This is a genomic window from Planococcus sp. CPCC 101016 (assembly GCF_007859295.1).
In the GTDB taxonomy this organism is placed as follows: domain Bacteria; phylum Bacillota; class Bacilli; order Bacillales_A; family Planococcaceae; genus Planococcus.
Map to the genome: position 1 here is coordinate 253,317 of NZ_VOHB01000002.1, position 26,668 is coordinate 279,984.

A 26,668-nucleotide genomic window follows, 5' to 3' on the forward strand; every position below is an offset into this window, starting at 1 on the left:
AGTGGAAACGATGCTGGCCGTAGAGAATTTAGGAAAGTCTTTCAAAGATAAAAAAATTGTAGCGAATATCTCATTTGAAGTGAAAAAAGGGGAGATTATGGCGCTTCTGGGACCAAATGGCGCAGGGAAATCAACCACGATCCGCAATATCATGGGCATCATGTATCCCGATGAAGGGAGCATTACATTCCAGAACAACCAAAACAAAGAAATTCCCCGCAATAAAATCGGCTATTTGCCGGAAGAACGGGGCTTGTACAAAAACGTCAAAGTCATGGATATTTTGTTGTATTTAGCGGAATTGAAAGACTATCCGCTGGACCGTGCGAAAGAACGTGCGCTGGAACTGTTGAAGAAATTCGACTTGGAAGGAAAAGATAAAGTATCGGTGGAAGAGTTGTCAAAAGGAATGGGGCAGAAAGTCCAGTTTATCGCCGCTATTCTTCATGAACCGGAACTCTTGATTCTTGATGAACCTTTTTCAGGCTTAGATCCCGTCAGCCAGGAATTGTTCAAAAACGAAATCCGTGGCTTGGCGCAAAACGGCACGGCAATTTTGCTGTCTTCGCATCAAATGAATCTGGTTGAAGAAATGGCCGATCGACTGTTCCTGATTCATCGCGGCACAAAAGTGATTTACGGACCGCTGGATGACGTGAAAAAGCAATACGCCAATTTCAAATGCACAATCCACGGTGTTAATGAGCGGAGTTTATTGGAAAGCCTGCCTGAAGTCGAGCGTGTCGAGCAAACCGAAGAATCGGCGGTGCTGTACTTGTCGAAAGATGTACAGCCGGCCACGTGGCTGAAAAATCTGCCTGCCGAAATGGATGTCCAGGAATTATCCATCGACCGGATTTCCCTGCATGAAATCTTCATCGACATCGCAACAGATAAAAATCTCTTGAAGAGAGAAGGTGATTTGGATGCGTAACACGAAGAAAGTCGCCAAATGGGAAATCAAACGGAATATGAAAAACAAAACATTCCTGATCGGCTTGTTTATATCGCCTATTCTGTTTTTGGCATTTTACCTTATACCCGATTTGTTCAACAACTCGGATGAGGACCCAGTGTCGACAACGGTATTCGTCAACGATCAGCTGGGCGTCTATGAAGATCTGGAGGCAACAGTCCAGCAAGCTGGAGCCGAATGGGAACTGCAGCCAACCGATATTTCAGAAGAGGAAGCTGCAGGGGCACTCGAATCTGAAGAAAACAGTGCGTATGTCTTTATCGATGAGCGGGCATTCGACGGAGGCGTCTTGCCGGTTTACCAAAGCGAGGAAATCAGTCCCCTTTTCATGAATGAAGTGCAGCTGCTGGGGGCTCCTTTGCAGGCGATGCAAATCGAAGAGCTCGGATTGACGCCTGAAGAAGCGACAGTCATTGCCCAAGGTGTCGTGTTTGAAGACGCTTCTGCCGGCGCAGCAGCAGAAACCGAAGCGAGCGCAGGGATGGACGAAGATTTACTAAGGAGCATCGTGCCGGGCATATTTGCGGCAGCCGTCTTGCTGTCGATCGTCTTTACCGGCATGGCAATCTTCCAAAGTGCGTCTCAGGAGAAAAAAGACAAAATCGCTGAAATCATTTTGTCTTCACTGACGCCGGGTGAGCTGATGCAAGGCAAAATTATCGGGTATTTTGTGCTCGGAATCATTCAGGTGATCGTCTTTATCGTACTGGTGCTGCCGGTTCTTGTCTGGAAAATCGATGTTCCGATACTTGAATATTTATTCGTACCGGAACTGGCGTTGATGCTGGTCATTGCGATACTGGGCTACTTGCTGTATGCAGCTCTTTTCGTCGGCATCGGGGCAACGATGGCAGACATTTCAACAGCTGGAAACTTCCAGGGGATGATCATGATGCTGCCGTTTACCGCGTTGATTTTCGTTGGACCGGTGTTCAGTGACCCAAGCGGCATATGGGCGCAAATCGGCTCGTATATTCCGTTTACATCACCAGCGATATTGATCCTCCGTTTGTCGCTCTTGGAAGAGTGGCCGTGGGTTGAAATCATCATCGCGCTGGCCATCCTCGTTGTCAGTGTTTGGGTCTTCATGAAGCTGGCCGGGAAGATATTCAAGATTGGTATTTTGATGTACGGAAAAAATGCAACACCGGGTGAAATCTGGAAATGGATACGCGCTTAGAAAAATGCATCCTTTCAATTGAAAAAGGGCCACTCCTAAAATTTATAGGAGCGGCTCTTTTTGCGTACATATTGGCAACGGTCAATCAGCTTTCTTTCGGGTACTGGTCAAGATTTTAACCCATTAATCTCCCTAGTCAATTCAATAAACCGCCGGTCAAGCTCTGCATACTGAGGATCTTTCGTTGTCATAAAACTCAATTTCCCCAATACTTCCTGCCGTTCCGTTTCTAACCGCATCAGCAATTCTTCAGTTTCGTCCCGTTTAGAAGCAGGTGCGTCGAGTTGTTTCTCAATGCGGTGATCCGCAATGACCAGTTTGCTGGTGGTCGTTTTTTCCCGGAAGGCCTGGTCATGGGAGACGACCAGCAGGGTGCCTGTATACTGCGCAAGCGTTTCCTCGAGCTGCTCGCGCGACGGCAAGTCGAGGTGGTTGGTCGGTTCGTCGAGAATCAGGGCATCCCGTTCCTCCAGAATATAGACCATCAGTTTGCACTTGATGCGTTCGCCCATGCTCATGGCGCCGATCGGTTCTTTCCACTGCGCTGCCGTAAAGCCGAGATGCTTCATCAAGTTCTGAACTTTGCCGCGCGCTTCGAACGTCTCTTTGTAGAACAGCTCACCCGGCGTTTTTTCGAGCGGCAAGTCAAACACTTCCTGCGTCAAGTAGCCGATGCTCGCAGAAGGGGACATCCAAACACTGCCGTGCGCAGATTCCTGTCCGAGCAGGATTTTCAATAAAGTCGTCTTGCCGCTTCCGTTTGCGCCTTCGATGGCGACTTTCTCACCGTGCAAAATAATGAAATTCACTTTTTCAAACAGCAGTTTGCCGCCGAACGCTTTTGACAGCCCTTTCACTTCGAGAAAGTGTTTGCCGGTTTTATGCGTGGCGTTCATCGAGAAGCTGACTTCGTATTCCGGCTCGGGCGCTTCCGCATGGATCCTGTCCAACTCTTTTTCCAGCCGCTTCTGCTTGGATTTGACTTGCTTGTCCATGCGTTTGGCTTTCATTCGGTAATGTTCTTTATAGCCTTCCTGCGTGGTCGATTCCTCATGGGCTTTATGCGACCAGGAAGTGAGCACGTCCATCTGCGATTCGATGCGCTCCACCATCTTTTGCTGCTTGTCGTATTCGCGCTGCTGGGTCAGTCGTTTCTGCTGGCGCGCTTCCATGTAGCTGGTGTAATTGCCGCTGTGCTCAATCAATTTATGGTTTTCGAGCGACCAAATTTTCGTCGCAACCGCATCCAGAAAGTGGCGGTTGTGCGACACCAGAATGATGGTGCCCAGATGATTGCGGATTTGTGCCAGCAAGAGCTCGATGCTGTCGTTGTCCAGATGGTTGGTCGGCTCGTCCAGCAACAGCAGTTGGGCGTTCCGGGCCAGACCAGCGGAAAGCCGGGCTTTCAGTTTTTCGCCGCCGCTGAGAAGCGGGAAGTCGTGTTCCGGCACACTCCATTTTTTCAGCAATGCGCTTTCGGAAGCTGTAACTTCACTGAACGAGTGTGTTTCCGTTTCCTGTTCCACAAAGACGATTTCAATATTCGGTTGGAGCCAGTGGAACTCTCCTGTTGATGGCTCCAACTCCCCAGCTATCAGCCGAAGCAAGGTTGACTTGCCAGCTCCATTTTTGCCGATAACGCCGATGACTTCGCCTTGTTGGACACTGGCGTTAGCTTCTTCAAAAATCACCGTATCCATCAATTCAAAGCCGATATCCTGTAATTTCAACAGTTCTTTCATCCAATCATTCCCTTCAATTCAGGGAGAACTAAAAAATCCTCCCAAATAAATTTGGAAGGATTAGCCGTATGGTGCCCGATCGAATAAGCCATCAATGTATAATGGCTCGACAGTTTTTTGGATGTGGGCAGACTAATCCTATTTTGCGTGAGTTGAAATTATAAATTTCAGCCGCTAAAACAAGATTAGTTGCGCATCGTCCACCCATCAGCCTTTCTGTCGTTTGATAAGGTCAGTATAGCACAGGAGTTAACCCGTTTACAGCAGAAAACATGAAGACTTTGGGGGCGTTTTTCAAAAATATGGAAAAGCATCCGTTTTGCCCTTGCAGCCAAAGGGTAACCAAGTATTGTCTAATATAAAAAACAATTCGTCTACACAAGGAGGCAATCATGGAATATATTTATTTAGGAAACTCAGGCTTGCGTGTTCCGAAGTACATACTGGGGACCGTGCCATTCAGTGGAACAAACGGTTTTGAAGCAGCAGGAAATATCGATGAAAAGCTAGCGCGTCGTATGGTCGACATGTCGCTTGAAGCGGGTATCAATATGTTTGATACAGCGAATCTGTATTCGAAAGGGGATGCAGAAAAGGTATTGGGTGCAGCCATCAAGGGGCGCCGCGACGAACTCTTGCTGACCTCAAAAACAGGCTTTCCGATGGGGGATAACCCTAACGCTAGAGGAGCGTCGCGAAGCAACATTCTGACGTCCATCGAAGGGTCGCTTGAGCGTTTGGGTACGGACTATCTTGACCTATACTTTGTCCACTTATGGGACGGGCAGACGCCAATCGAAGAAACTGTGGAAACGATGACCAGCTTGGTGAAGTCCGGAAAAATCCGCCATTGGGGCGTATCGAACTACAGCGGCTGGGCATTGGCCAGAACATTTTCAGTTGCCGAGCAGTCCGGCAACATTCCGCCCATCACCCAGCAAATCTATTACACACCGGAAGCGCGGGAGGCGGAATACGAACTGCTTCCGGCCGGAAAAGAACTCGGTGTCGGCTCAATGATCTGGAGTCCGCTTGGTGAAGGACTGCTGAACGGCAAAATTGGGCGCAACAAGCAAGCGCCTGAGAACACACGCCAAGGCGGCGGATGGCCGGAGCCATGGGTTCAGGATCAAGAGCGGTTGTATCAAGTGATTGATGCTTTGGAAGAAGTCGCAGCCAACCACAATGCTTCGGTGCCGCAGATTGCCTACGCGTGGGTTCGGGACCGTCCGAACGTCGGGCCGATTGTCATCGCGGCCCGCAACGAAGAGCAGCTTCAAGAGAACATTGCTTCGTTCGAGATCAAGCTGACTCAAGACGAGCATGACCGGATCGAATCTGTTGCACGTCCAGTGCCGCTCTATCCGAATTGGCACCGCGCCATGAGTTCGTTCGACATGAGCAGTTCGTCTGAGAAGACGTATTTGGAAGGCTACAAGAAGTCGATGGGGATAGATGAATGACAACCAGTTTCAAATAAAGAGAATGCACCGAACCCAGTTACGGGTTCGGTGCATTTTGTTGTTCTTTCGTCAAAAAATCTTCCTGATTTGAAACAAGCAGAAAATGAGAAGATAAGGAATTGATTCGGAACAGACCTAGAGTGCATTTTTAATTAACTTTCAATTCTGACGATCTACGTTTACAATGTGAATTGATTGATGATGGAAACGGGAGGGGAAGTTTTGTGGACCATTTGGCAAAACCCTGCTGTTCGCCCAGCAAGCCGCGGCAGCTGAAAGAAACCGCTAGAGAGACGGAGGTTTCTCTGCCGACCCGCAAAGAAATCCGCTTTAAAGAAAAAATGGTTTTCATTAACGGTGGGGAATTTTTGATGGGAACGGAAAGCGGAGAAGGGCATCCTGCAGACTGCGAAGGTCCTATACGAAAGCGGCAGGCAGCGCCGTTCTACATGGACAGCACAGCTGTGACAAACGAAGAATTCAAGCAATTTATCAAGGAAACCGGTTATCAAACGGAAGCGGAAGAATTCGGCTGGTCTTTCGTCTTTTATCAGTTTCTAGCTTCTGACCTCAAGGCGGTTGTCAGGCAAGTAGCCAATACGCCTTGGTGGTGTGCGGTAGAGAGCGCTTATTGGTTTCAGCCGGAAGGACCGGGAAGCGAAATAGACAGCCGAATGGATCATCCGGTTGTCCATGTATCCTGGAAAGACGCGAACGCTTTCTGTGAATGGGCAGGAAAGCGGCTGCCCGATGAAATCGAGTGGGAGTATGCCGCAAGTGGAGGATTAGAGCAAAAGCGGTATCCATGGGGAGATGAGCTGAACCCCAACAACGAGCATCTCTGCAATATTTGGCAAGGAAGGTTTCCGACATCCAATACGGCTGAAGACGGATTTAAAGGGACGGCTCCTGTATCTTCCTTTTTGCCAAACGGGTTCGGCCTTTATAACATGGCCGGAAATGTATGGGAATGGTGTTCGAACGCATTTACAGAACTGCGAGACCCGGCAGTCGGCCAGATGAAGGCCGAAGAAGATAAGGCCATGCGCGGCGGTTCCTATTTATGCCACGACTCCTACTGCAATAGGTATCGGGTAGCGGCTCGGTCTTCCAATACGAGCGATAGTTCTGCAGGGAACATCGGCTTTCGATGCGCAGCTGATGTGTAAAGAAGACGTGAAGCGGCCAGATAATACAAAAAAAGGAGGCGCCAATATGACAGGGAAACCGAATATCCTCCTGGTCATTTCGCATGATACAGGAAGGCATTTAGAAAGCTATGGACGCAAAGTGAAGACGCCGGAACTGAACCGGATGGCAGAAGAAGGCATCCAGTTTGACAATTATTTTTGCACGCAGCCGCAATGCAGTCCGAGCCGGGGCAGTATCCTAACTGGGCAATACGGACATAATCATGGATTGATCGGCCTGACCCATTTAGGGCATACAATGAAAGCGGGCATCAAAACACTTCCTTCAGAAATGAAACGAGCTGGCTACGCTACCTGGCTTTTCGGTTTTTTCCATGAATCCATCGACGGAATTTATGAAGGGGAAAAATTAGGCTACGATCAAGTAGTCAAAGTTCCAGGAAATGCAGCAGAAAAAGTGACGGATGAAGTGGAGAAGTTTTTGCTTGAACGAGCGGAAGCCGGCGATGCAGCACCTTTTTATGCTTCGGTTGGATTTGAAGAAACACACCGCCCTTTTGATGATTTTGAACCGGATCCCATTGATGAAGTGGAAGTTCCGCCGTATTTGCCGGACACGAAGCAAGTCAGGCAAGACATTGCCCAATTTCAAGGCTCTGTTAAAGAACTGGACCGCGCAATCGGAAGGATAAGAAAATTATTGGAAGATACCCGGTTAGATGAAAACACGCTCTTGATCTATACGACGGACCACGGCATTGCTTTTCCAAGAGCAAAAGGCACGTTGACGGATGCAGGTCTGGAAACGGCGTTGATCATGAAATTCCCGAAAAGAATGGACAGAAAAGGAATCAGGCAAAAACAACTCTTGTGCAATATTGATTTGATGCCGACTCTTCTGGATATTGCAGGCGGAGAAGTTCCCGCTGGGATTGATGGACGGAGTTTCCTGCCGTTGATCCGAGAGGAAAGCTATACAGAACGCGAACATTTCTTCTGCGAACTGACGTGGCATGACCGCTATCATCCCATGCGAGGCGTAAGGACCGCCAAATACAAGTACATAAGAAATTTTGAAGACGGTCCTAAAGTATACCTGCCCTTCGATATTCACGAGAGCCTTTCAGGGCAAGTGGTGCGGAACGACTATTACGTTCCCAACACCAAGGAGGAATTATACGACCTGGAGACGGATCCGCAAGAGCAGAACAATCTGGCTGAGCTGGAGGAACACCGGCACATCTTGGCAGAACTGCGTGGAAAAGTGGAACAGTGGATGGTTGATACGGACGATCAGTTGCTGTCGGGTTCTATTGAAGGGCAAGAAGCAAAAGAATGGGAACAAGAAAAACAGTCAGGACGCGTGTACAAACCTTAATTTCGAATCTGCAAAGCCTCGAGACAAATCAAAATTCTTCAGAATTTTTTCGGCTGAAGAATTTTGTTTTTCGTTTTCCGGTTTTGATTTTCTTGACTATTCAAAATATAGAACCTATAATAAGTCGTGTAAGCGCTTTCCATAAAATTCAAGAAGTTCTTGTTTCAAAGGAAAGCTTGCTCGAGGAGAAGCGGAGATGTTTCTCAGACGGAAGCTCGGATATTTTTTTCGAAAAAAACTAAAACGTTTTCGTAAACACGAAAGGGGGCGGCTTCTGTGATGGATTATTCCATCGGCACAGGGGAATTCAAAGACTGGATCGTAGCAGAGACAAGCTTTTCCACCGATGCACTGGGAAAAAGCGAAGCCGTTATGATGCTTGGAAATGGCTACATGGGGCTGCGTTCTGCGACAGAAGAACCGTATGGCCGGGAAACCAGGAACTTATTCATCAATGGAACTTTCAATAAATCACAGGAAAATGAAGTGACCGAACTTCCGAATGCAGCGGATGTCACTCAATTGGATATTCGAATCGACGGAGAACGGTTCAGCCTGGAACTCGGAAACACCAGCGAATACAGCAAACAGCTTAATTTAAAAACAGCTGAACTGGCCAGGTCTTTTATATGGGAATCGCCAAAAGGGAAAAAATTGCGGTTTCACTTTAAGCGTTTTGTGTCGCTCGATCACCTGCATTTGATTGCGATGAAGATGGAAGTGGAAAGCTTGACCCATCCAGTGGCGATTTCGTTTGACAGCGGCATCAATGGACGGATGGCCAATTCAGGGTCGCAGCATTTCATTGAAGGGGAACGGAGAATACTGAAAGACCGCTTGATCCAGCTTGTTCAGAAGACCAGCCAATCCGGTGTGGACATGGTTTTCAATGCGATACATAACATCCGCTTGAATAACGAAAGCATCATTCCGGCTGCAGACAAGGACATGGCACGCCGGAAAGTGTGGATGACCTATGATTTCCAGCTCGAGCCGAATGACAAGCTGGAGGTGGAAAAACTGGCGACTGTGCATACGAGCCGGGACGGGCAGCAGTCGAATGATTTTGGCCAGTTGCGCAAGCAATCTCTCGACGAATTGCAGCATCTTGCAGGAAAAGGATACGACACCCTATTCGGGCAGCATTGCCAGGCATGGCAGGAAAAGGTGTGGGACATCTACAATTTTGAACTGGAAAGTGAACAGCCGTTTGACCAGCTGGCACTCCGGTTTTCACTGTACCACTTGACGGCGATGCAGCCGCCGCCAGCTCAGGAATACTTGGGCGTGGGAGCGAAAGCAATGAGCGGAGAAGGATACAAAGGACATACCTTCTGGGATTTGGAGATTTTTATATTGCCTTTCTTCATTTATTCCAATCCTGCAGCAGCCAAATCCTTGCTCACGTACCGGTACCATGGACTTTCCGGAGCGCGAAAAAAAGCAGTGGAAAACGGGTATGCCGGCGCTATGTATCCATGGGAAATGGCTTGGCCGGAAGATGGAGAAACCACACCGTTGTGGGGAGACATTGACATTGTGACAGGAGAACAGTCGAAGATCTGGTCAGGAATCATCGAACAGCATATTTCCGCAGACATCGCTTATGCCGTTTATCAATACGAAAAAGTGACAGGCGACTCCGAATTCATGGAACGCTGCGGTTACGAGATGGTCTTTGAGACGGCAAACTTCTGGTCAAGCAGGCTGGAATGGACTGAAGACGGGAAAGCGTATGAAATCCGCAATGTTCTCGGGCCTGACGAATACAAAGAGCATGTGAACAATAATGCTTTCACCAATTATATGGCGTATTTCAATTTGAAACTCGCTGAACGGTACGCTAACCAACTGTCATCCGAAAATCCGGAGCTTTTCCAACAATTCGGGTTGGAAGAAGCGCGTCTGGATTGGAAAGAAAAATCGGAAAACCTGTATTTGCCGAATCCGCGAGCGATGGACTTAGTCATTCCGCAAGATGATACGTATTTGCAGCTTCCGGAAATCGACCTTTCAAAATACAAGAACCAAACGAAAGTGAGAACCATTTACCGGGATCTCAATGCGGAGCAGATCAATGGAATCCAAGTGACGAAACAAGCGGATACAGTATTGTTATTCTACTTGCTGGAGCAGACGTTTTTAAGCGGGGACGCCCGCTTATCGAACGCAGCCAAACAGCAGAATTACCGGTATTATGAACCCCGCACTTTGCATGACTCTTCCTTGAGTTTAGCGGTCCATGCCGTTGTCGCGAACGATCTGGGAGAAACCGATAAGGCCTACTCCTTGTTCCGGCAAGCATGCGAAATCGATCTCGGGCCGCAAATGGATACTTCTGATGAAGGCATACATGCAGCGGCTATTGGGGGGATTTGGACTTCGGCGGTATTCGGCTTTGGAGGCGTACGGCTATCGGATGAAACACTGCGGATCAATCCCCTGTTGCCGAAGCACTGGCGCCGGATGAAGTTTACAATCTACTGGCAGGGGACGGCATTGACAATCGAAATCACAGACCAGTCACTCAAAGTCACCGCACACAGCGGAAAAGCAACATTTGAGACTGGCGGTCAGATTTACAGAGCGGACAAAGTGATGGAAGTGCCGCTCGCAAACAAAGCACAAACCCATTCGGGATGACTAGGGCAGTAATAAAATGATTCGTTCATTTTATTTACTATAAAAAAATCAAAGGGGGCATTACACATGGTTTTTAAAAAGAAGTTCACGGCAGGCATAGCGTTGGCTGCACTGATGACAGGATTGGCTGCATGCAGCGGAGGCGAAGAAGCGACAACTGAAGGCGGCGAAGGAGGAGCAGAGAAGATCACGATATTCCAAACGAAAGTTGAAATTTCCGATCAGCTCGAAGCAGCGGCAGAAACGTATACGGAAGAAACCGGGGTGGAAGTGGAAGTCATCGGGACGACCGGGGATGATTATTTCCAGCAGCTTCAGATCCGCCTCAATAATGGAACCGGCCCTTCGATTATGAGTGTGCAAAATGCCACAGTGGCTGAAAGTTTGCAATCGTATCTGCATGACTTGAGTGACGAAGAATTTGTCAGCAATATTGCACCGGACATGGCGTTGACGCTTGAAGACAAAGTGGTCGGGATTCCGTATGGTGTCGAAGGATTCGGGATTATCTACAACAAAGATTTAGTGAATCCGGAAGACATCCAAGATTACGAATCATTCGTAAGCACATTGGAAAAATTCAATGCTGAAGGCATCAACGGCTATGCTTTGTCATCAGAAGCTTACTTCCTCATCGGCCATATGATTAACTATCCATTCTCGATTCAGGAAGAGCCGATAGAGTTTATGGACAGCCTTTCTGCTGGCGAAGTGACGATGGCGGAAACGGAAGAATTCCTTAGATTCGGCGAGTACATGGAAGCCATCAGAGCCAATACACCGAGCCCGTTGAGCACTTCTTATGACCAGCAGGTAGGAGATTTTGCAGCTGGAAAAACAGCGATGATCCACCAAGGAAACTGGGCATGGGGCTTGCTTCAAGATTTCGAAGTGGATTTTGAAGTCGGTATGGCGCCATTCCCGCTTGAAGGAAATGACAAGCTTGCAGTAGGCGTCGGCAGCAACTGGGCCGTCAACTCAGATAAAGAACCGGAAGAAATCCAAGCAGCTACGGACTTCCTGGAATGGCTGCACACAAGCGAAACCGGCAAACGCATCATCGTTGAAGACTTTGGATTTGTCCCTGCGATGACGAATATTGAAGCAAATGACTTGGATCCGTTATCGCAAGCGATTCTGGAAGCTTCCAACAGCGGCGAAACAATTCCTTGGTCACATAACTACTTCCCGGCAAACCTTGTATTGAATGATTTTGCACCAGCTGCAGAGAAATTCTTTGTCAATGAAGAGATGACAAGTGAAGAGTTTATCACCAACTTGGATGCAGCTTGGCAGAATGCGATCAAGTAAGCCTATGGTTTTTGGATGACCTATGAATAAAGAGAGCACGCCTGTGCAGGCGTGTTCTGCTTTTTCTCTATCAAAATGAAAAACGTAAAAGGAAGAGGGGATGGATGTGGCCAACAAGAAGAATATCGGCTGGTATCTCATATTTACACTGCCGCTGCTCATCATTTTTACAATTATTGTCGTCATTCCGTTTGTCATCGGAATCTATTATGCCTTTTTTGAATGGGATGGCATCAATGCCAACCCGAAAGTGTTTGTTGGCATGGAGAATTTTCTGACCTTGTTTTCAGATGACCGGTTCTTGAGATCCACATGGCTTACGGTGCTGTTCACCGTGCTGTCCGTGATTTCGGTCAACGTCGTGGGGCTCGCATTTGCTTTGCTGGTGACTTCAAAACTGAAACTGGGCAATTTAGCGCGCACCATGTTTTTCATGCCTTACTTGATCGGGGGTTTGATTTTAGGCTATATCTGGCAGTTTGTGTTCCTGGATGTCTTTACATTCGTCGGCGAATTGCTCGGACTCGAAAGCATCTTTTTCAACTGGCTGCTTAACGAGAACTTTGCCTTGTTTGCCCTGGTGTTTGTTTTCACTTGGCAGATGGCAGGCTACGTCATGATTGTCTACATTGCAGGGATCCAAGGCATACCTGGAGAGCTGATCGAAGCTTCAAAAGTCGATGGTGCCAGCAAATGGCAGCGGCTGATGAGGATTACGTTCCCGCTGCTCATGCCCGCATTTACCATCAGCTTGTTTTTAACCCTGTCGTACGGCTTCAAAATCTACGACGTCAACTTATCCTTGACGGGCGGCGGACCGGCAAATGCGACGGAACTGTTTGCAATGAATATTTACAATGAAATCTTTGGCTACGGAAATTATGGGTACGGTCAGGCAAAAGCCATTTTGTTCTTCGTAATTATCGCAGCCATTACATTGACCCAAGTTTACCTGACGAAGAAACGGGAGGTTGATATGTAATGCACATACTCAGCAAATGGTCGAGAGAGATTATATTGATACTGGTTGCTTTAGTCTTTCTATCTCCCATCTACATCATTTTTGTGAACTCGTTCAAAACGAGACGGGAATTGTACGAAAATGCGCTGGCTTTTCCCGAAGCGTTCAGTTTCCAATTCTATACGGAAGCAATGGAGAAAATGAATTTCTTTAGCGCATTTTTGAATTCGATGTTTGTCACGATCGTTTCCGTGTTGTTTATCGTCATCTTGTCTTCGATGACGGCCTGGATGCTGGTCCGTTCCGGAAACCGGATCAGTACGATCATTTTCATGACGCTGATCGCCACAATGCTGATTCCTTTTCAGACGCTCATGATGCCGCTTATGCAGCTGGTTACCGGAATTACAGCCAATCTCGGCATTCCGTTGTACAACACGCTGAGTGGTCTGGTTTTCATGAATATCGGTTTCCATGCGGCGCTTTCCGTCTTTCTGTATCATGGGTTTATCAAATCGATCCCGATTTCCCTTGAGGAAGCGGCCACCATTGACGGGGCTTCGAAGTTCGGTGTTTTCTGGAGGATCATTTTCCCGATTCTGACACCGATTACCGCTACGGTCATGATTTTGAATGTCATCCTGATCTGGAACGATTTCCTGTTGCCATCATTGACACTGGTCGATAAGGAACTGCGGACGATTCCGTTGTCTGTTTTCTACTTTTTCGGAGAATTCACTATTGAATGGAACTTAGCCATGGCCGGATTGACCTTAACGATTATCCCGGTTGTGATTTTCTATATTCTTGCACAGAAATACATTATCAAAGGAATCGGAGAAGGGGCTGTCAAATAAGCTCTTTTCAGAAGGAGGGGAAAACATGCAGGAGTTGAACGGGATGATGGGTGTGTTTTATACGGCAAGCGAATGGTTTTTGAAACTGGCGACGGTTAATTTCATCTGGTTTATCATGAGCCTTCCATTATTCGCTGCATTTGTAGTCATAGACCTCAGTTATGCAGCCGGAATTGTGTTCTTTGGTGCTGCTGTCCTGCTGTTTACGCCCCTTTTGTTTTTTCCGGCGACGGTCGCTGTATTTGCGACTGTCCGGGATTGGCTGCTCGACCGCGATTCTTCTTCGGTGAAGATGTACGTAAACAATTTAAAAACAAATTACAAAGAAAGCATGAAGATGGGTGTGCCTTTTGCGGCAATATGGCTGATTTGGTATTATGGGTATTTCTATTTCAGAACAGGAAGCGCTTCGCTCGATTTGCTGTTTTTGATCCTAGGCTTAGCCCTGTTCGTCTATACCGTGAACTTTCTGTCCATCAGCGTCCATTACCGCATGAATACGAAAGAACGGCTGTTGAATGCGTTCTTTGTGTCAACTGGCAGCCCGCTGCTGGGGTTGATCATTCTGATCAGCAATGGCTTGCTCATATGGATCAGTGTCAGTAAGCTGCTCGTGCTGTTGCCGCTTTTGACGGGTTCATTGAGTGCTTTTCTGTCATTTACAGCATTTTACAGCTTTACCTTACGGGTTAAGAACAAACAGGAGGCCAAAACCTCCAGCTGAAATGACCTGTTAACCGGATAAACTCATGTAGGAAGTGAAACAGCAAATGTCGACAATAAAAGAAGTGGCAAAAAAAGCGGGGGTATCCGTCAGCGTGGTCTCCAAATCGTTTAATAATTACGCAGATGTGAAAGAAGAAACACGGCAGCGCATTTTTGCGATTGCGAAAGAATTGAATTATTCACCGAACCTCAATGCCAAAAACTTATCCTCCAAAAAACAGACGACGCTTGGGCTCATTTCTTCCGGCGTACTGAATGACAATGAAAATGACAGCAATGCGTTCAATATTTTTAAAGGCGTCTATCAGGAAGTGACGAACAGCCGCTTTGAATTGTCCATTTACCTGATCGATTCCCAACAGCAAAAACACCAGAGCTATGTCCGATATTGCCGTGAACGCAATATCGGCGGAGCCATTTTGCAGGGAATCCGGACAGACGACCAGTATTACAAAGAGCTGATCGACTCCAGCTTGCCTTGTGTGGTGCTCGACATCATGGCCGAAACGGTCAATGGCTTGATCGGCAGCGTATCCATCGATAATTCCAAAGCTGCTGAAGAAGTCGCCGCTTATTTGCTGGAACAAAATCATCGCAAGCTGGCGGTCGTGTCCGGAACGCGTGAAACCTACGTCAATTCAGAGCGCTGGAAAGGCTTGGAGAAGGCATTGCATACCCACAAGATGAAGTTGAGTGACGTCGATATTCTGGAAGCTTCTTTCTCGGAAGAACTGGCCTATGAACTTGCCAAAGCGTATCTTCAGGAAAAACAGCCCACGGCTTTTCTGTGCTTCAGTGATTTGATGGCTTACGGCGTGATGAAGGCCGTGAAAGAAGCGGGCTTAAGAATTCCGGAAGATGTTTCCATCACCGGCATTGACGATTTGCTGCTCAGCCAGTACATGCAGCCGCCGCTGACGACGATCCGGCAGGATTTTGTGGAAATCGGAAAATTGTCCGCCCGTTTGCTTCAGGAAATCATTGAAGGTAAATCGGAACGGCAGCACGTCTGGGTTCCGCATCAGCTGTTGGAGCGGCAAAGCGTCCAACGCCTGCCGAGCAATTAACTGACGCAGCAAGAAGAAAGGAGAACGACATGACCCGACAACCGAAACTGTTTATATACGACCTTGACGGCATCCTCACGGACACGGCTGAATTTCATTACATGGCTTGGAAAAAGCTGGCCGAAGGGCTCGGGATTTCTTTTGACTATGCGTTCAACGAGCAGCTCAAAGGAATCAGCCGCATGGATTCACTGGACCGCATTCTGGCACTGGATCTTTCCGGCGGCCGGTTTACAGATGAGGAAAAACTGAAGCTGGCGACGCAAAAGAACGACGCTTATTTAGAGTTAATTGAAGAAATCACGCCGGCACATATCCTGCCCGGCATCGAAGCTTTTTTGGAAGCCAATAAAAGATCGGGTGCTAAGCTGGCGCTTGGTTCGGCCAGCAAAAATGCGCCAGCCATTTTGGAGAAGCTCGGCCTTGCCGGCTATTTTGATTACATAGTAGACGCGGCAAAGGTCAAAAAAGGAAAGCCGGATCCGGAAACCTTCACGGTTGCTGCAGAGGCTTTCGGAATCGATTACCGGGATTGTGTGGGAATAGAAGACGCAGCAGCCGGTGTGGAAGCAATCAACCGAGCCGGAATGTTCTCTGTGGGTGTCGGGGATAGCGCTTATCTGTCCCATGCGGATTATTTGGTGGCGGAAACCTCGGAGTTGGACTTTGATAAAGTGGTCCGGCAGTTCGGCAAGAAAAACGCCGGCTTGTAAAGGAGTGGAAGCATGACTTGGAAACTGACGAAATTTGAACTGGACAATCCGAATCTGCTGGTGAACGAAAGCCTTCTCTCATTAGGGAACGGCTATTTGGGCGTCAGAGGAAATTTCGAAGAAGGGTACGAAGAAGGATACAAATCGATTCGCGGCGCCTACATCAATGCATTTCATGATGAAACGGAAATCAGCTACGGCGAAAAGCTGTACGGATTTCCAGCCAAGCAGCAAAAAGTCTTGAACGTCATCGATGCGCAAACGGTCGAGATCTACTTGGATGATGAACGGTTTTCGTTGTTTGAAGGTGAGGTATTGGTTTATGAACGCAATTTGCATATGGATGCAGGCTTTGCTGAACGGATCGTCCACTGGATTTCCCCGCAAGGAAAAGAAGTGAAGATTCATTTCAAACGGCTTGTTTCATTCGTTGCAAAAGAATTGTTCGCACTCGACATTACCATTGAACCGATTACGCCGGTGGGGCAAGTGAAGATTGTTTCAACGCTCAATGGAGACGTCTCCAACTATGTCGACAAAGAAGATCCGCGCCTGGCTTCCGGCCATGCGAAGCGCCTTCATGTAACAGATGTGCGCCAGGAAGAACGCATCAGCCTGGTCAAAGATACGACCTACAGCACACGATTGGAAGTGGCGTGCGCATCGATTGCTAAGGTGCAGGCAGAAAATCATGATTACAGCAGCGAGCTGAAAGAAATGAGCGTAGAAGAAACGTTCTTCTGCACAGGCACAGCACCGATCCATTTCACCAAGTACGCAGTTTATACGGATACGCTGCGTCACGGAGACGATGTCGCCGAGAGAGCGATAAAGCTTCTGAAGCAAACGCAAAACAAAACCTTTGTTGAGTTGCTGGCAGCGCAAAAAGCGTATTTGGACGATTACTGGGCAATCTCGGATATTTCAATCGACGGCGACGAACAGGTCCAGGAAGGGATCCGCTTTAATCTGTACCAGCTCCTGCAATCGGTGGGCAAAGATCCGGCCAGCAATATTGCAGCAAAAGGCCTGTCAGGTGAAGGCTACGAAGGCCATTATTTCTGGGACACGGAAATCTACATCTTCCCGGTCTTTTTAATGACCAATCCGACAATCGCCAAAAACCTGCTGCTGCACCGCTACTCCATCCTCGACAGTGCCAGGGAGCGGGCAAAAGAAATGGGGCATGAAAAAGGGGCTTTGTTTCCGTGGCGCACCATTACGGGTCCGGAAAGTTCTTCCTTTTTCCCGGCCGGCACGGCTCAGTACCACATCAGCGCGGATATCGCGTACAGCTACATTCAATTTTATTTGGCTACCCAAGATGAAGCCTTTTTGAAAGATTATATGGCGGAGGTGCTGTTTGAAACCGCCAGGCTGTGGGCAGACGTTGGGCATATGCAAAACGGCGAGTTCCGGATCGACAGCGTCACGGGACCCGATGAATACACCTGCATCGTCAACAACAATTACTACACGAACGTGATGGCCAAGCACAATCTGCTATGGGCCGCTAAAGTGTTTGAGCGCTTGAAAGAAACAGACGGCGAACGCTTGCAGCAGCTGGCGGGCGGGTTGGAACTGACGGAAACAGAAGTGGCCGGCTGGAAGACTGCTGGTGACAATATGTACCTGCCGTATGACGAAACCTATAAGATCAACGCACAGGACGACAGCTTCCTGAAAAAGGACCGCTGGGACCTGAAAAACACGCCGACGGAAAAATTCCCGCTCCTGTTGAATTACCATCCGCTGACTTTGTACCGGTACCAGGTGCTGAAACAGGCGGACACAGTGCTCGCACATTTCCTGCTGGAAGACGAACAGGATTTTGAAACGATGAAGAACTCCTACGATTATTATGAACAAATCACGACCCATGATTCTTCCTTGTCTTCGTGCGTCCATAGCATCATGGCCGCGAAACTGGGCTATTTTGAAAAGGCCTACGAATACTTTAATGAAACTGCGCGGCTGGATTTGGAAAACACGCACAAGAACACAAAAGACGGCCTGCACATGGCGAACATGGGCGGCACGTGGCTCGCCATCGTCTATGGATTCGCCGGATTGCGCCTGAAACAAAGTGGCCTGTCCTTTGCGCCTTCTCTTCCGGCGGAGTGGAATTCCTTTGAGTTCCGCCTGCAATACCAAGGGCGGCTGCTGAAAATCCGCAAAGAAAGAGAAACGACGAGCTACACGGTTTTGCAAGGCGATCCGTTGACCATTGCCCACAATGGCGAAATACTCGGTTTGGAAAGTGGGAAAGAAACGCTTGTCTAAAAGAGTGGAAAAACGGGAGAGTCGGAGAACAAAAAAGGGGAAATAGCCCGAATCGAACCCTGAAGGGTAGATAGTTTAAAGAAGTGGCTACATTGTAAAAGAATCTACAAAATTATGCGGCTGTTGCACATGGGGCCGTCCCAAAAGGTCATAAAAAATGACTTTTAGGGGCGGGCCTTTTTTGCGTCTAAAAAAAGGGACGATGTCCGTTCCGGCGGAGATTTTCTTATCATTAATTTTCGACTGTTTTAAAATTATAAAACGGAAGATTGACAATTCTGAATTTTACAAGCTATAATAACTTAAATTCAATATATGAAAACCGAGTTTTACATTATAAAACAAAATCGTGAAGCTTACGGTTAACATGAGGAAGGGAAGTGTGAGAAGGATGAAGTTTAAGGGCATTATCCCGCCGGTTGTTACGTTATTTGATGCAGGAGGAAATCTGGATCTGGATCTGAACCGACGGTATCTGGAGTTGCTGCTTCAAAGTAATATCCACGGCATTCTATTGACCGGCAGCTCTGGAGAATTTACTTCTTTAACAATGGATGAAAGAAAGCTTTATGTTAAAGAGATGATTAAAACAGTTGATAACCGTGTGCCGGTCTTAGTAGGAATTGGGCATACGGTGATGAAGGACGTTTTAGAATTGTGCGCGCATGCAGAGGAAAACGGTGCGGATGGGGTACTGGCAGTGAGTCCGTATTATTGGCCGCTCAGTGAAGATCAATTATTCAATTTCTACTCTATTATTGCTGAGAATACAAAATTGCCTGTTCTTCTTTATAATATTCCTTCTCTTACCGGGCAATCGCTTTCGGTTGAATTAGTGAAAAGGCTGGTTACCACTCATCCGAATATTTGTGGAATAAAAGAAACTGTTAGCGAGATTAGCCATTTAAGGCAGATGATTATTGAAGTGGCAAGAGTAAAAGAAGACTTTATGGTCTTTTCGGCTTTTGATGAACATCTATTGCCAGCTTTGATGATTGGTTCGGCCGGAAGCATTAACGGTACGGCTGTTTTTGTTCCTGAAATATCTGTAGGACTATTTGAAGATTACCAGCAGGGCAACTTAGCTGATGCCGAAAAGAAGCATCAGAAGTTATCGCTGCTTATGGAAATATATACGTTATGTCCATCTTATTTCACCTCGATGAAAGAAGCCGTACATCAGAGGTGGTTTAGCGAAAAAGCGGGACATCGAGCTCCATTTGATGTATATCCTTCAGATCTTTCAGAAAAAGTATCTTCTTTATTGGCAGAAGCAGGGCCTATGCAAAATCAAGGGAAAGTGGATATAACGTAATCTGGTTAGTTACTATTTCTGCAGATTTTATGAAAGCGTTCTCTTCGTTACGGAAGGTGAATATATTCAGTCGAATTTGCTCTATCGGAAAAAAATTTAAAAAAATTGAATTCTAGCCGATGGAAACACGGTTGCTTTAAAGGCTCCGGAAACTACAAGCCGGACCAGAAACTAAAATGCAATGAAACGGGAGGGGTACATAAACATGTCTATTTATCCGAATATCAGCAATAACGTTAATCCCTATAGAGACAATGTCCAAGGAAAAGCGAACGAACCAATCACGGTTGCCGGGCTGCTGGACCGCTCGAAGCAAACGCTTGGCTCCGAATATGACGGCCCAGCTCCGGATTGGACACTCGAAGAAATTTATAACCGCTTAGAAGAAAATGCGCCTCGAATTGCGATTGTCGGAGGTTCTTCTGATCACCCGGCGCATATTATGGATTTTAAAACTTCTTCGCACGCTGCTATCCGCATTTGGCAAAATGGAGGAGTTCCCTTTTACTTCTCAACTCCTGTTATGTGTGACGGCACAGCTCAAAGCAATCAAGGAATGAGTTATTCACTTCAAAGCAGAAATGCCGTTGCTCAGATGGTGGTCAATCAAATGGAAGCACATAGTTATCACGGTGCATTTGTCATTCAAGGCTGTGATAAACAGCCTCTTGGAGTCGTCAGTGCGATGGCGCATCTGGACCGGATTCGCCAATACCGGGGCGAAGCGCCATTTTTTGCAACATTTGCGCCTTCGCATGTGTTGCAAGGCGGAACAATTCCGACAGCTTTGTTTGCAGAGCTGGAAGAAGTAGCGAAAAAAGCAGAAAAGGATGGAGCGGCAGACATTGCGGATGATCTGCGGGATGCAATGGCTTATATATTGCAATGTTCTTCCAACACGGCCTTTCAGGGAGTTCTCGAACGCGCTACAGAGAGAGGGATTATTACAAAAGCGGCCCATAAAGATTATGAAAAGCAATTGGCCGTAGCAACTTGTGATGGCAGCGGTGGTGTCTGTGCGTTTAACGGGACAGGCAATAGCTCGCGTCATCTAGTAGCCGGCATGGGCTTAGTTCACCCCGCTTTGGAATTATTGACTCAATCACCGAACCAATCACAAGTGAATAAAGCATTGGATAGCCTAGCGACAATGATCAATGATCCGGTTTATGGCGCAGCGAATATTATGGCGACAAATATACGCAATGCCATCCGCATTCACAGCGCTTCAGGCGGTTCAACTAACCTGATGATGCATATCGTAGCGGGCATGCTCTATGGTGGTTTTAAGTTCAGTTTAGCCGATTTGGATGAAATTCATCACTCCCATCCGATTCCTGACTTGTTCAATTACAGCCTGACAGAAGGAAGAGATATCTTCTCGCTTGCTATGCAATGCTGTGACAGTGAAAGCAGAGGAATGGAGAGTTTATTCTATGAACTTCTTCAAAACGGCGTGCCAATGGACGTCGAAGCTCCGACTGTTACAGGGAACACGTGGGGAGAAAGATTGGTTAAAACAGATAACCTGCCGGCAAGCAATGTAGAAGACAATCCGGTAATTCTGTCTACGCCAAAAAGAGCTTACAGCGGAGTCGACGTACTGACTGGCAACTTTTTTGAAACGGCTGTGGTAAAAATCAGCGGAATGTCCACATGGCAGCTCGACCAATTCGATAAGAAAGTCGCTTTTGTCCTTTATTTTGAAAATGAAGAATTGGCAAACCGTAATTTGCTGGATACCAATCTAATTCCGAGAATCAAAGAAAACAGAAGTTTCAGCCATGAAAATATGCTCGCACTCCTTAGACAAAACGCACCTGAGCATTATGAAGAGTGGAAATCCGATGAGTATGACACCCTTTTCGATAAGATGGTTGATCAAAGTGTCTTGAAAATTGCCATCATTATCTCAGGGCAAGGTCCCGTTGCCTTTGGAATGCCGGAAATGTTCACGTCGATGCAGCATATTAATGCAAACCGCAAATTGAAGCGCTTGGCTACGTTGATAAGCGACGGCCGTTACTCGGGAGTTACCTACGGAGCGGCAGTCGGTCATATGACCCCTGAAGCCAAAGACGGCGGCGGTATTTTATACCTGGAAACTGGCGACTTGCTGCATTTGAGCTTGCGCGGGGGGAAAATCGAGTTTGTTGATGAAGCTGCCTTACGTGAAGGGAAATTGGAATTTGAATTCGAATCAGTTCGAAACAGCAGAGCCGCACTTGCAGAAGAAAGGTTGGCCGTTATCAACAAACGCCAAAAACGTGTGGCTGCCGGCAACCGGATGATCGGCCATACTGATGCCGCAAACGGTGTTGTTCCTATTGCAGTTGCAGAAGAAGCAGAGTTGGATTATAGAACGGATATCCACTTTCCAGAAAAAAAAGAAACGGTTATAACCGGTAACAATGAAACCCTATAAATCACATCAGCCAAAATAAGAGGAGGAAAACAGATGAAGCAAACAAAAGATTTTATTAAAAAATTGGGGTATCCGGTTGGTGGAACAGAAGAGTTGCCGAGCTCTACAAAAACTTTTCCAGATGGAGCACAATACCGTGTGGAACTGCCAAGTGTTGAAGGACCAGCTTCTTTTGAAGCATTGATCGAAGCTTGCGAGAAATATGATGTCCATATTCACCGTATTTCTCAAGGAAGCGGAATTATGCTTTTGACAGATGAAGAATTGCAGCAGATGGCAGAAATCGGCCGCAGAGAAAATTTGGAAGTCAGTTTGTTCGTCGGCCCCCGCGGCACGTATGACGTTACGCCGATGCAACTTGCAAGCAATGGTAAAATTGCCGGACTGCGCTCACAAGGAATGGATCAGCTGGTTTATGCCATCGAAGACATTAAGCGGGCTTGCCATTTTGGAATCCGGAGTATTCTTGTCTCAGACGAAGGGTTGCTGGTGCTTATCAATGAATTTAAAAAGGCGGCAGAACTCCCAGCGGATTTGGTTGTGAAAATCTCCGTTCAAATGGCTCAGTCGAATCCGGTTTCCATTAAGTTGATACAAGATAGTGGAGCGGACACTTATAATGTGCCGACAGATCTGACTTTGGCGAAGTTATCGGAAATTCGTCAGGCGGTTGATATTCCGCTTGATATTTATGTGGAAGCCCCGGATGATGTGGGCGGCTTTATCCGTCATTATGAAATTGCGGAAATAATCCGTGTGGCAGCTCCTGTTTATATTAAATTTGGTTTAAGAAATTCACCCAATATTTATCCGTCCGGAACACATTTGGAGAATACATCAATTGCGCTTTGCAAAGAACGGGTGCGCCGCGCGAAAATTGGACTCGACCTTCTGAAGCGTTATTCCCCCGACGCTATAACTTCAGAAAAAGGGGCAAAAGGATTAGCCGTACCTGTCGAAGAAGCTGCGGTATTGAACTGAGTCTTCCTTATCGCCATTTTGTATATTGTTTAAGGTGGAGTATAATACACGTTAAACAATCAGAAAAGGATGAACAATATGCCAATCATTCAATCGGTAGACCGCGCTCTTCATATTCTTGACTTGTTCGATGAATACCACAAAGAGCTAAAATTAACTGAAATCACGGAACGGATGAATCTCCACAAAAGCACCGTCCATTCCTTGCTGAAAACTTTGCAAAAGCATCATTATATTGAGCAGAACAAAGAAAATGGCAAGTATACATTGGGCATGAAACTTTTTGAACGGGGCAATTATGTAATTCAAAGCCTCGACCTCCGGACCATTGCCAGAGAACATCTGATGGATCTCTCAAAAAGAACAGGAAGAACGGTCCACCTGGTTATTCTTGACGGCAAAGAAGGCATATATATCGACAAAGTGGAAAGCTCGAATGCCACCATTCTCTATTCTAGAATTGGAAGAAGAGTGCCGATTCACAGCAGCGGTGTCGGAAAAGCGCTTGTAGCATTCAAGGAACCCGCCGAATTGGAAAAGATTCTGGAAGCTTATGAATATACAAAGCAAACTCGCTATACGCTGACCGATAAAGATTCTCTTTTGGAAGAGTTGAAAAAAGTGAGGGAACAAGGCTATGCGACTGATAATGAAGAAAATGAGCCCGGCGTCTTTTGCGTAGGCTTGCCAATCAGAGATCATTCCGGCCAAGTGGTGGCGGCGATCAGCAGTTCAACAACAGCAGGCCATATTACCGAAGAAAGCTTGAAGAACATGGTTGATGATTTGAAAATAACGGCAAACAAACTTTCTGAGAATTTAGGGTTTGGATTTCAAACGACAGTAAATGAATGAGGTAGTTGTTAGAAAAAGCAGCAACTATAAATGAAAAGTGGATGGGTAATAGATATTACCGATTCAGGCGGAAGTTTAACCAGGAGAATTATTTGTTAGGTGAAAGATGCCGGCAGATCACCGGCGGCAGGTACCACTGTAAACGAAGTCACTGATTTGCCGTATTCGGATTTCATGTCTTTGGTTGTTAAAGCAGGCGTTGATATCAGAACGCCGTTTGGGATAGTAAAACAAAATGCTGAAAACGGAGAAAAAGATAAGAAAAAGGAGCTAATCATTTTATGACTACCACAACTCAAACCGTAACTCACAGCAATTTCATTAATAACGAATGGGTAGAAAGCGCATCTGGAAAAACGATCACTAGTATAAACCCTGCAACTAAAGAAGCGATGGGGTATGTTCAAAGTTCATCAGAAGAAGATTTAAATAAAGCAGTGGAAGCTGCACATCATGCGAAGAAAGTATGGCTTAAAACCGGTCAGGCAGCACGCGGCCAGCTATTATACAAAACAGCTGACATATTAGAAGCAAACTTGGAAGAAATTGCTGTTTCCATGACAACAGAAATGGGCAAGACGCTCCCGGAAGCCAAAGGGGAAACGGCACGCGGCATCGCAATTCTTCGTTATTACGCTGCTGAAGGCATGCGTAAAGAAGGCGACGTCATTCCTTCTACAGACAGTGAAGCGCTGATGTTCACGAAACGCACACCGCTGGGAGTAGTTGGCGTTATTACACCTTGGAACTTCCCGGTAGCCATTCCGATTTGGAAAATTGCTCCGGCACTCGTTTATGGAAATACAATCGTGTTCAAACCAGCGAGTGAAGCGGCCGTGACAGCTGCCAAAGTTGCAGAATGCTTCGCGAAAGCAGGATTTCCTGAAGGTGTTTTCAATTTTGTTACCGGTTCCGGTTCAGTAGTCGGCCAAAGCTTGATGGATCATCCGAAATTGAATGCGATTACGTTTACAGGTTCTGAGGGAGTGGGGCAAAACGTAGCGAAATCCGCTGCAGCCCGCGGCATTAAATTCCAACTTGAAATGGGGGGAAAGAACCCGGCCATCGTTACGAAAAATGCCAATATTGAACAGGCGGTTGGAGCTGTGATCAGTGGAGCTTTCAAATCTTCTGGCCAAAAATGTACAGCGACGAGCCGTGTAATCGTGGAAGAAGCTGTATATGAAGAGTTTAAGCAAAAACTTGTGGAAGCTACTGAGAAAATTACCGTCGGCAACGGACTTGAAGAGGGTATTTGGATGGGACCTTCTGCAAGCGAAAGCCAATTCAACACATTCAACGAGTATGTTGAAAAAGGCAAGCAAGAAGGAGCTAAACTTATCCATGGCGGCGAAGTGCTGACAGGCGAAGGCTACGATAACGGTTTCTACGTGACTCCCGCAATTTTTGATGAAGTCACTGTCGATATGGCGATCTCACAAGAAGAAATTTTCGGCCCTTTCATCGGCCTGATTAAAGCTGCCGATCTGGAAGATGCATTGAGTAAAGCAAATGACACGAAATACGGTTTATCGGCTTCGATCTTTACTTCAGACATCAGTTCAATCCTTGAGTTTATCGATGAAATTGATGCCGGGCTTGTCCGGATTAATGCTGAAAGCGCAGGAGTTGAATTACAGGCTCCTTTCGGCGGTATGAAAGGGTCAAGTTCAGGGTCCCGCGAGCAAGGCGAAGCTGCAAAAGAATTTTATACTGCCATCAAAACAATCTTCATCAAAGGCAGTTAATCAGATGGGAAAAAGGATTTCCAAATTTGGAAATCCTTTTTTATTGCCCTTCATGGCCACGGATTCGATATAGAAAACTTTGATATGCAGTATAGGAATAGGTGCCTCCACATGTAGACGCATCGCTTATAGGGGTGCGTTTTTTAGTTTGTAACCTTTTTATTCGTCAATAGGTCTAATCGGTATAAAGGGGGAAGAGGAATGAAGTTGAAGGCTGGGATTTTGGCAACAATCATCCTATTGGGGATGTCGGGCTGTTCGAAAGAAAAGGAAGCTGTACCAGCTGAGAATCCTGTTAATCCTCCAATCGAAAACAGGGAGAATCTGGGTGAAACGCCTCCGGCTCTCAAGGTCCTGGTAGACGGAATGGAAATCGCTGCACTACGGGGCGGCTACAGCTGGAGTTATTTTGACGAAAAGGAAAACGCCATGGTTTCGATGGAAGCGGAATCTCTTTCCCCGCAAGAATTAGCTAAGAATCAGAAAGCGCCGTCCGTAGATGCGGATACAGAAATCGAGCTGCAGTTTGACAACGAGCCAACCGCTTATGAAGTTCAAGTTTGGGACGCAACGGGCGCTGTGAAAGAAAATTCTCCTGAAATCGTAGTCGATGATTCTCCTGGAAAAAGCATCTATCAAGTACTCGCGCATTGGGAACAGGGGACAGGCAGTTATGTTTTTTCGATAACTACTAACTGAAGAGAAGATTCGGTCTTTTGGTTAGTATTCCTTTTGTAGAGCTAGTCAATTATGTAGGTTATGGTAAAATGTAGCTATCTCTATCGGAATGTGGAAGAAAAGTGGTTAGAGGGTTTTCTGATTAAAAGTATCTTCTAAAGAACGAGCTTACGGGTTCCGACAAATAAAAGCGTATTCTAGTTGAGCGATAAGCA

Annotated in this window: 21 protein-coding genes; 20 read left to right on the forward strand and 1 reads right to left on the reverse strand. The window is 46.8% G+C overall.

What is annotated here, in order from left to right:
* Nucleotide 1: 1 nt before the first annotated feature.
* The gene (locus tag FQV26_RS01200; RefSeq protein WP_146555556.1) at nucleotides 2-934 is read left to right on the forward strand and encodes an ABC transporter ATP-binding protein; all 933 of its coding nucleotides are present in this window, start codon (nucleotides 2-4) and stop codon (nucleotides 932-934) included.
* Nucleotides 927-2,156, forward strand: a complete 1,230-nt coding sequence (locus tag FQV26_RS01205) for an ABC transporter permease (RefSeq protein WP_146555557.1) — start codon at nucleotides 927-929, stop codon at nucleotides 2,154-2,156. The genes FQV26_RS01200 and FQV26_RS01205 overlap by 8 nt, the downstream gene beginning before the upstream one ends.
* Before the next feature lie 107 nt (nucleotides 2,157-2,263).
* Here the strand turns inward: FQV26_RS01205 and abc-f are convergent, their stop codons facing one another.
* Nucleotides 2,264-3,898, reverse strand: a complete 1,635-nt coding sequence (gene abc-f / locus FQV26_RS01210; RefSeq protein WP_146555558.1) for a ribosomal protection-like ABC-F family protein — start codon at nucleotides 3,896-3,898, stop codon at nucleotides 2,264-2,266.
* A 392-nt stretch (nucleotides 3,899-4,290) separates the two neighbouring features.
* On the opposite strand from abc-f, the gene FQV26_RS01215 reads away from it, so the two are divergent.
* The 18 genes from FQV26_RS01215 to FQV26_RS01300 all read left to right on the forward strand — a co-directional run bounded on the left by FQV26_RS01215 (nucleotide 4,291) and on the right by FQV26_RS01300 (nucleotide 26,474).
* Nucleotides 4,291-5,361, forward strand: coding sequence for an aldo/keto reductase (locus FQV26_RS01215; RefSeq protein ID WP_146555559.1), 1,071 nt, complete (start codon nucleotides 4,291-4,293; stop codon nucleotides 5,359-5,361).
* Between the two features lie 224 nt (nucleotides 5,362-5,585).
* On the forward strand, nucleotides 5,586-6,530 hold the full coding sequence (locus tag FQV26_RS01220) for a formylglycine-generating enzyme family protein (RefSeq protein WP_397430212.1): 945 nt from the start codon (nucleotides 5,586-5,588) through the stop codon (nucleotides 6,528-6,530).
* Nucleotides 6,531-6,576: 46 nt separating this feature from the next.
* A complete protein-coding gene (locus FQV26_RS01225) occupies nucleotides 6,577-7,890 on the forward strand; it encodes a sulfatase family protein (protein WP_146555560.1) in 1,314 nt (437 codons plus the stop codon).
* 279 nt (nucleotides 7,891-8,169) lie between these two features.
* Nucleotides 8,170-10,533 carry a glycoside hydrolase family 65 protein gene (locus FQV26_RS01230; protein WP_261384312.1) on the forward strand — a complete coding sequence of 788 codons (2,364 nt, stop codon included), beginning with the start codon at nucleotides 8,170-8,172 and terminating at the stop codon, nucleotides 10,531-10,533.
* A gap of 66 nt (nucleotides 10,534-10,599) precedes the next feature.
* Nucleotides 10,600-11,844, forward strand: a complete 1,245-nt coding sequence (locus FQV26_RS01235) for a sugar ABC transporter substrate-binding protein (RefSeq protein ID WP_146555562.1) — start codon at nucleotides 10,600-10,602, stop codon at nucleotides 11,842-11,844.
* Nucleotides 11,845-11,944: 100 nt separating this feature from the next.
* Nucleotides 11,945-12,826 (forward strand): carbohydrate ABC transporter permease, encoded by an 882-nt coding sequence (locus FQV26_RS01240; protein ID WP_397430215.1) that lies wholly within the window; start codon nucleotides 11,945-11,947, stop codon nucleotides 12,824-12,826.
* Nucleotides 12,826-13,662, forward strand: a complete 837-nt coding sequence (locus FQV26_RS01245) for a carbohydrate ABC transporter permease (RefSeq protein ID WP_146555564.1) — start codon at nucleotides 12,826-12,828, stop codon at nucleotides 13,660-13,662. The genes FQV26_RS01240 and FQV26_RS01245 overlap by 1 nt, the downstream gene beginning before the upstream one ends.
* 25 nt (nucleotides 13,663-13,687) lie before the next feature.
* Nucleotides 13,688-14,386, forward strand: coding sequence for a YesL family protein (locus tag FQV26_RS01250; RefSeq protein WP_146555565.1), 699 nt, complete (start codon nucleotides 13,688-13,690; stop codon nucleotides 14,384-14,386).
* Nucleotides 14,387-14,432: 46 nt separating this feature from the next.
* The gene (locus FQV26_RS01255) at nucleotides 14,433-15,455 is read left to right on the forward strand and encodes a LacI family DNA-binding transcriptional regulator (protein WP_146555566.1); all 1,023 of its coding nucleotides are present in this window, start codon (nucleotides 14,433-14,435) and stop codon (nucleotides 15,453-15,455) included.
* Nucleotides 15,456-15,484: 29 nt separating this feature from the next.
* Nucleotides 15,485-16,168: a beta-phosphoglucomutase gene (pgmB, locus tag FQV26_RS01260; protein ID WP_146555567.1), complete on the forward strand. Its 684-nt coding sequence runs from the start codon at nucleotides 15,485-15,487 to the stop codon at nucleotides 16,166-16,168.
* Nucleotides 16,169-16,180: 12 nt separating this feature from the next.
* Nucleotides 16,181-18,451, forward strand: coding sequence for a glycoside hydrolase family 65 protein (locus FQV26_RS01265; protein ID WP_146555568.1), 2,271 nt, complete (start codon nucleotides 16,181-16,183; stop codon nucleotides 18,449-18,451).
* 391 nt (nucleotides 18,452-18,842) lie between these two features.
* The gene (locus FQV26_RS01270) at nucleotides 18,843-19,766 is read left to right on the forward strand and encodes a dihydrodipicolinate synthase family protein (protein WP_146555569.1); all 924 of its coding nucleotides are present in this window, start codon (nucleotides 18,843-18,845) and stop codon (nucleotides 19,764-19,766) included.
* 205 nt (nucleotides 19,767-19,971) lie between these two features.
* Nucleotides 19,972-22,191, forward strand: a complete 2,220-nt coding sequence (locus FQV26_RS01275) for a dihydroxy-acid dehydratase domain-containing protein (protein ID WP_186759577.1) — start codon at nucleotides 19,972-19,974, stop codon at nucleotides 22,189-22,191.
* Nucleotides 22,192-22,224: 33 nt separating this feature from the next.
* Nucleotides 22,225-23,172: a U32 family peptidase gene (locus tag FQV26_RS01280; RefSeq protein ID WP_146555570.1), complete on the forward strand. Its 948-nt coding sequence runs from the start codon at nucleotides 22,225-22,227 to the stop codon at nucleotides 23,170-23,172.
* A gap of 78 nt (nucleotides 23,173-23,250) precedes the next feature.
* Nucleotides 23,251-24,027, forward strand: coding sequence for an IclR family transcriptional regulator (locus FQV26_RS01285; RefSeq protein WP_146555571.1), 777 nt, complete (start codon nucleotides 23,251-23,253; stop codon nucleotides 24,025-24,027).
* A gap of 99 nt (nucleotides 24,028-24,126) precedes the next feature.
* Nucleotides 24,127-24,312 (forward strand): hypothetical protein, encoded by a 186-nt coding sequence (locus tag FQV26_RS01290; protein ID WP_146555572.1) that lies wholly within the window; start codon nucleotides 24,127-24,129, stop codon nucleotides 24,310-24,312.
* The gene (gene gucD / locus FQV26_RS01295) at nucleotides 24,309-25,775 is read left to right on the forward strand and encodes an alpha-ketoglutaric semialdehyde dehydrogenase GucD (protein ID WP_146555573.1); all 1,467 of its coding nucleotides are present in this window, start codon (nucleotides 24,309-24,311) and stop codon (nucleotides 25,773-25,775) included. Before FQV26_RS01290 ends, gucD begins: the two co-directional genes overlap by 4 nt.
* A gap of 201 nt (nucleotides 25,776-25,976) precedes the next feature.
* Entirely contained in the window at nucleotides 25,977-26,474 is a 498-nt protein-coding gene (locus tag FQV26_RS01300; protein ID WP_146555574.1) for a hypothetical protein, read from the forward strand.
* Nucleotides 26,475-26,668 lie beyond the last annotated feature (194 nt).